The organism is Pseudomonas sp. P5_A12 (genome assembly GCF_056400685.1).
The window spans coordinates 20560-27035 of record NZ_JBFUKU010000085.1 but is presented as its reverse complement, the minus strand read 5'-3'; the positions used below and the strand labels follow the sequence as shown (position 1 = coordinate 27035).

The 6476-nt window shown below is 60.6% G+C and carries 8 protein-coding genes; 7 read left to right on the top strand and 1 reads right to left on the bottom strand.

Features of this window, described 5'->3' with window-relative positions; all coding sequences use genetic code 11:
* The 5 genes from AC1DSG_RS14065 to AC1DSG_RS14045 all read left to right on the top strand — a co-directional run.
* Window positions 1-162: ATP-binding protein (locus AC1DSG_RS14065; RefSeq protein WP_477791431.1), on the top strand; the 162-nt coding region annotated here is incomplete at its 5' end.
* Window positions 163-431: 269 nt separating this feature from the next.
* Window positions 432-737, top strand: coding sequence for a PepSY domain-containing protein (locus tag AC1DSG_RS14060; protein ID WP_477791429.1), 306 nt, complete (start codon window positions 432-434; stop codon window positions 735-737).
* A gap of 3 nt (window positions 738-740) precedes the next feature.
* The gene (locus AC1DSG_RS14055; RefSeq protein ID WP_477791428.1) at window positions 741-1409 is read left to right on the top strand and encodes a response regulator transcription factor; all 669 of its coding nucleotides are present in this window, start codon (window positions 741-743) and stop codon (window positions 1407-1409) included.
* The gene (locus AC1DSG_RS14050) at window positions 1406-2719 is read left to right on the top strand and encodes a sensor histidine kinase (protein WP_477791427.1); all 1314 of its coding nucleotides are present in this window, start codon (window positions 1406-1408) and stop codon (window positions 2717-2719) included. Before AC1DSG_RS14055 ends, AC1DSG_RS14050 begins: the two co-directional genes overlap by 4 nt.
* 252 nt (window positions 2720-2971) lie before the next feature.
* Window positions 2972-4288 (top strand): Na+/H+ antiporter family protein, encoded by a 1317-nt coding sequence (locus tag AC1DSG_RS14045; RefSeq protein ID WP_477791430.1) that lies wholly within the window; start codon window positions 2972-2974, stop codon window positions 4286-4288.
* 168 nt (window positions 4289-4456) lie between these two features.
* Here the strand turns inward: AC1DSG_RS14045 and AC1DSG_RS14040 are convergent, their stop codons facing one another.
* Window positions 4457-5392, bottom strand: a complete 936-nt coding sequence (locus AC1DSG_RS14040; RefSeq protein WP_477791426.1) for a LysR family transcriptional regulator — start codon at window positions 5390-5392, stop codon at window positions 4457-4459.
* Between the two features lie 112 nt (window positions 5393-5504).
* On the opposite strand from AC1DSG_RS14040, the gene AC1DSG_RS14035 reads away from it, so the two are divergent.
* On the top strand, window positions 5505-5990 hold the full coding sequence (locus tag AC1DSG_RS14035) for a DMT family transporter (RefSeq protein ID WP_477791425.1): 486 nt from the start codon (window positions 5505-5507) through the stop codon (window positions 5988-5990).
* Complete coding sequence (locus AC1DSG_RS14030; RefSeq protein ID WP_477791424.1) at window positions 5990-6445, top strand: DMT family transporter; 456 nt, start codon at window positions 5990-5992, stop codon at window positions 6443-6445. Before AC1DSG_RS14035 ends, AC1DSG_RS14030 begins: the two co-directional genes overlap by 1 nt.
* Window positions 6446-6476 lie beyond the last annotated feature (31 nt).

The following is a 6476-nucleotide window of genomic DNA, read 5'->3' as shown; positions in this document are numbered from 1 at the left end:
CAGGTGTTCAGTCGCGGTACGCGCCTGGATGAACAGACTGATGGGCACGGGTTGGGGCTGGGGATTGTGCGCGACATCGTCGACGCGTGGGGTGGGGTGTTGCGGTTGGAAGAGAGCGAGTGGGGCGGGTTGAAGGTAGTCATCGAACTCCCCAAGCGCTGACCCCAATCCACAACCCACCATCAAACCTGTGGGAGCGAGCCTGCTCGCGATAGCGGTGTATCAGTCACCATCAATGTTAAATATAAGTCCGCCATCGCGAGCAGGCTCGCTCCCACAGGGTTTGTGTGGTGTTCCAATGATGGCAATTCAGTTTCAATTAAGATCAGATCGCTAAGGTGCTACCCGTAAGCAACACGAAAGACGGAGACACCCATGAACAAATTAGACGCTGTCAGCGGCCAGGTTCTCAAGGGTCATCAGGATACGTAATGAAGGTGCGTTTATTTTCATGCATGGCGCTGGTGCTTTTGGCGTTTTGCTCGGCGGTCCTGGCCCGCGATCTGGATCAGGACGAAGCCCTGCGTCTGCGTCAACAAGGGGTGATCCTGCCGCTGGAGCAATTGCTGCAGCAGGCCCTGGGTCGCTATCCCGGCGCCAAACTGCTGGAAGCCGAGCTTGAAGAAAAGCACGACGTCTACATTTATGAAGTCGAGCTGCTGACCCCCGAAGGCGTGGTCCGTGAACTGGACATCGAGGCCACGACCGGCCGTTTACTGAAAGACAAGGAAGATTGATCGATGCGATTGCTGCTGGTGGAAGACCACGTGCCGCTGGCCGACGAACTGATGGCCGGCCTCAACCGGCAGGGTTACGCCGTGGATTGGCTGGCCGACGGTCGCGACGCGGTGTATCAGGGCAGCAGCGAGCCTTATGACCTGATCATCCTCGATCTGGGACTGCCCGGTTTACCGGGGCTTGAAGTGCTGACGCAATGGCGCGCCGCAGGCCTGATGGTGCCAGTGCTGATCCTCACGGCGCGCGGTTCCTGGGCCGAGCGCATCGAAGGCCTCAAGGCCGGTGCCGACGACTACCTGACCAAGCCTTTTCATCCGGAAGAATTGCACCTGCGGATTCAGGCGCTGCTGCGTCGCTCCCACGGCCAGGTGAATCAACCGACGCTCAAGGCTGCCGGGCTGCACCTGGATGAAGGTCGCCAGTGCGTGACCCGCGACGGCGCCGACATCCAGCTCACCGCCGCCGAGTTTCGCCTGCTGCGCTATTTCATGCTGCACCCCGAACAGATCCTTTCCAAAAGCCACCTCGCTGAACACCTTTACGACGGTGAAACCGAGCGCGATTCCAATGTGCTGGAAGTTCACGTCAACCACCTGCGACGAAAACTGGGGCGTAGCGTGATCGAAACCCGTCGCGGTCAGGGTTACCTGTTCGGTGGGGCCGCTCAGTGAGGTCGATCCAGCGCAGTTTGAGCCTGGGACTGATCAGCGTCATGGTCGTCGTCGGCCTGGTGCTGGCACAAACCAGTCTGTGGTTGTTCGAAATTGGCTTGCAGCGCTACCTCGAAGCCGGTTTGCGCAACGACAGCGAAAACCTGCTGGTGGCAATGGTACGCGGGCCGCAAGGGTTGCAGCTGGAGGAGCGGCACTTGGCGCCGGCCTACCAGCGACCGTTTTCCGGGCACTACTTTCGCATCGACTTCGACGATCATCATTGGCGCTCTCGTTCGCTGTGGGATCAGGAACTGCCTCGGCTTGAGCACCCCGGCTTGCACAGCAACCTGCAACTGGGGCCGGAGGGGCAGCAATTGCTGGTGTTGCGTTCAGACTATCGGCGCCTCGGCCAGTCGATTTCCATCAGCGTTGCGCAGGACTACACCCCGGTGCGCGAAAGCTTCAAGCGCATGCAGCAAGTGGGGCTGGGGTTGGGACTGGCCGGGCTGCTGCTGATTTTGCTGCTGCAACGCTTCACCGTTCGGCGTGCCTTGCGTCCGCTGGAAAAGGCCCGCGAGCAGATCGCCCAGTTGCAGCAAGGCCAGCGCTCACAACTGGATGATCAGGTGCCGATCGAGCTTGAGCCGCTGGTGGCGCAGATCAACCATTTGCTCGCTCACACCGAAGACAGCCTCAAGCGTTCGCGCAATGCCTTGGGCAACCTCGGTCACGCCTTGAAAACCCCGCTGGCGGTGTTGTTGAGCCTGGCTTCAAGCGAAAAACTCGACGCTCACCCGGAGTTGCGCAAGGTGATTCAGGCGCAGCTGGAGCAAGTCCAGCAGCGCCTCAATCGCGAACTCAACCGCGCCCGATTGTCCGGCGACGCGTTGCCAGGGGCGTTGTTTGATGTTGATGACGAACTGCCGGGGTTGTTGGCGACGCTGAACATGATTCACGGCGAGCACCTGGCGCTCAGCTACCGTGCCCCGCCCGGTTTGCAGTTGCCGTGGGACCGCGAGGATTTGCTTGAGCTGCTTGGCAACCTGCTGGACAACGCCTGTAAATGGGCGGATGCCGAGGTTCGCTTGAGTGTGGTCGAGACGGCGGACGGGTTTGAGTTGAGCGTTGAAGATGATGGACCGGGGATTCCCGAAGACCAGCGTGCACAGGTGTTCAGTCGCGGTACGCGCCTGGATGAACAGACTGATGGGCACGGGTTGGGGCTGGGGATTGTGCGCGACATCGTCGACGCGTGGGGTGGGGTGTTGCGGTTGGAAGAGAGCGAGTGGGGCGGGTTGAAGGTAGTCATCGAACTCCCCAAGCGCTGACCCCAATCCACAACCCACCATCAAACCTGTGGGAGCGAGCCTGCTCGCGATGACGCAGTGTCAGTCGATATAAGTGTTGTCTGATACACCGCTATCGCGAGCAGGCTCACTCCCACAGGGGCATCGCCAGCTTTGACAAGGCCATGATGCTGCGGCACAGTGCGCGCCCTCTAATAAAACCTATTCTCTACTCCGCTGGCGGCGCTACTGACTGCCGGCTGAGTTCATTTCGCGTGCCTAGAGGTAACGATGATTAATGCTGTAATTGCTGCGGTCGGCATCATGCTGATCCTCAGCCTGTCCCGCGTGCATGTCGTGATTGCGCTGATTGTCGGTGCGCTGGTGGGTGGCCTGACCGGCGGCCTGGGCATCGACGCCACGCTTAAAGCCTTCAACAGCGGCCTTGGCGGCGGGGCGACGGTGGCGTTGTCCTATGCCTTGCTCGGGGCGTTCGCGGTGGCAATTGCCAAGTCCGGCATGGCCCATGCCTTGGCGGACAAAGCGCTGGCGATGGTGGATCGGCAACATGCCAGCGGTGGCGGTCAGGTCAAGTGGCTGTTGATTGGCTTGCTCGGGGTGGTGGCCATCGCTTCGCAGAACATTCTGCCGATACATATCGCGTTCATCCCGTTGCTGGTGCCGCCGCTTTTATACGTGCTGACCAAGCTGCAGCTGGATCGCCGGTTGATCGCCTGCGTCATGACCTTCGGTCTGATCACCCCGTACATGTTCCTGCCGGTGGGTTTCGGCAACATCTTCCTCAACGAGATTCTGCTGGCCAACGTCGCCCGCAGCGGCGTGGACATCAGCGGCATCAACGTCACCCACGCCATGGGCATCCCGGCGCTGGGCATGGTGTTCGGCCTGGCGGTGGCGTTTTTCAGCTACCGCAAGAAACGCGTCTACGACCTGGAAAAAATCGAGCAAGTCGAACAGGTCGCGGTGCAGTACAACCCACTGAGCCTGATGGTGGCTGGCGTGGCCATCGTGGCGGCCTTCGTTATTCAGTTGCTGCTGGACTCGATGATCATCGGTGCCTTGGTCGGGTTCCTGATTTTCTCGGTGTCGGGCATTGTGAAATGGCGTGAAACCGACGACCTGTTCACCGAAGGCATGAAGATGATGGCGATGATCGGCTTCATCATGATCGCCGCGTCCGGGTTTGCCGAAGTGATGAAAGCCACCGGTCAGGTACAGACGCTGGTGGAGTCCTCGGCCTCGTGGATCAACCACAGCAAAGGCATCGGCGCACTGTTGATGTTGCTGGTGGGCTTGCTGGTGACCATGGGCATTGGTTCGTCATTCTCCACCGTGCCGATCCTGGCGGCGATTTTCGTGCCGCTGTGCGTGCAGTTGGGGTTCAGCCCGCTGGCCATCGTGTGCATCGTCGGCACCGCCGGCGCCTTGGGTGACGCCGGTTCGCCAGCCTCCGACTCTACCCTGGGCCCGACCTCGGGTTTGAACATCGACGGCCAGCACCACCACATCTGGGACACCGTGGTCCCGACCTTCCTGCACTACAACCTGCCGCTGCTGGCGTTTGGTTGGGTGGCGGCGATGATTCTCTAATGTGGGAGCGAGCCTGCTCGCGAAAGCGGTGGGTCAGCCACATTCATGCTGGATGTGCCGCCGTCTTCGCTGGCAAGCCAGCTCCTACAGTGGCTTTGTGTCGGACATAAAGTCTGTGAACGTCGATGCCCCCCCTGTGGGAGATTCTCACACAGGGATAACCAGCCGCTACGGCCTGTCCCAGTACGGCACCGCGCCAAAGCATTCGACGAAGAAGTCGATTACTGTACGCACCTTCACCGATAACCGTCGGCTGCCCGGCCACAGCACGGCAATCTGCTGCGGCTCAAGGCTGTTGGAGACCTGAAAGTCGCCAAGCACCGGCACCAGCGTGCCTTCGTGCACCGCCTCACCGATCAGCCACGACGGAAACATCACCAGCCCCAGACCTTGTTTGGCGGCCTGAACCAGGGTGTCGGCGTGGTTGCCGGTGATCGGCCCTTTGACCGAGTAGGGCGTCCAGTCCGGCTGATCCTTGCGGAAAAACCAACGTTGCTGACCGGTCGCGCCTTTGTAGGCCAGGCATTGATGCGCCGACAGGTCTTCAGGACGTTGCGGCGTGCCGTGGCGTTTGAGGTAGACCGGACTGGCGGCGACTTGAAACCGGTGCGGCGCGAGGATCCGCGCCTGCATGCTGGAGTCGTGCAGCGGCCCGATGCGAAACAGCAGGTCGGCGCCTTCTTGCAGCGGATCGATGTAGTGGTCGGTTTGCTGAATATCCAACTGAAGCTTGGGAAAACGCTCGCACAATTGCCCCAGCCACGGCGTCAGATGGCGTTGGCCGAACACCACCGGGGCGTTGATCCGCACCAGTCCGCTGGGTTCGCTTTGCTGTTCTTGCAAGGCTTGCTCGGCTTCCTCCAGTTGCACCAGCACCAAGCGCGCATGAAGACCGAGCATGCGTCCGGCTTCGGTGGGGGTGACGGCGCGGGTGTGGCGGTAGAGCAATTGCTGGCTCAGGGCCTGTTCCATCAACTGGATCTGCCGGGAAATCGAAGAGGGCGCCAGACCTTCGCGCCGCGCCACTTCGGAAAAACTGCCGTGATCGAGCACCGCGACAAACAGCCGAAGTGCCTTGAATCCCAGTTCATTGAGGCCGTGCATGATGGTTCCTATTGTGCGAGATGCGCAAAAGTGTTGTCAGGATGCTCCCATTTATCGCAAAGCATCGCTACTTGATAATGCCGGCCATTGTTCCTACAGGCAGGTTTCCTTAATGCAAGCTTCTTCAACCGACATCGCGGTCACTCCCGCGACCAAACCCGGCCTGCGGCTGTTGCTGCTACCGCTGGTGATCCTGGCCGGCATGGGCCTTTCTGTGGAGGCCGGTTTGCTCGGGCCGCTCGGGGTTCAGGTCGGGCATTTGTGGGCGACGTTGAGCATCTTCGGTGTCGGCTCGGCGATCCTGTTTTTGCTTCTGTTGTTCAGCGGCCCACAAAAGGGTCCGGCGTTGAACACGTTGCCGCGCTGGCAATTGATCGGCGGCTTTCTCGGGCCGATCTATGTGGTGGTGCTGACCCTGGCCACGCCGCACATTGGCATTGCGATGACGATGATCGCAATCCTCTGCGGGCAGGTCGGCAAAAGCGTGCTGATCGACCACTTCGGCTGGTTCGGCACCAGCCGCAAAAAGGTCAACGGTGAACGCTGGCTGGCGCTGTTGCTGATTGTCGTGGCACTTGTTCTGATCGCTCGGGGTTGATGATGAGTCTGATTATTTTGTTGGCCGTGATCGTCGCGGCCGGTGCGGTGTTGAGTGTGCAGGCGGCGATCAATGGCCGTCTGGGCGAAACGGTCGGCGTGTTGCGCAGCAGTTTGCTGACCTTCGTGGTGGGGGCGGTGGTCACCGGGTTGCTGATTCTGTTTTTCGAGCCGGCGCAGGCCATGAGCTTGCTGGACGTGCCGAAATGGCAGCTCAGTGGCGCGCTGTTCGGCGTGGTGTACATGATGGTCATGGTCGGCGCAGTGCCCAGGGTGGGGACGGCGGTGGCGACCGTGGCCGTGATTGTCGGGCAACTGGGCATGGGCATGCTGATCGACAATTTCGGCTGGCTGGGCAATCCGGCCATCGACTTGTCGAACAACCGGATCGTGGCGATGGTGTGCCTGGGACTGGCGTTGGTGTTTATGTATCGCAGCAGCACGCGGCAGGCCTGACACAAACTCCTACACTGGTAAGACGGGCCGC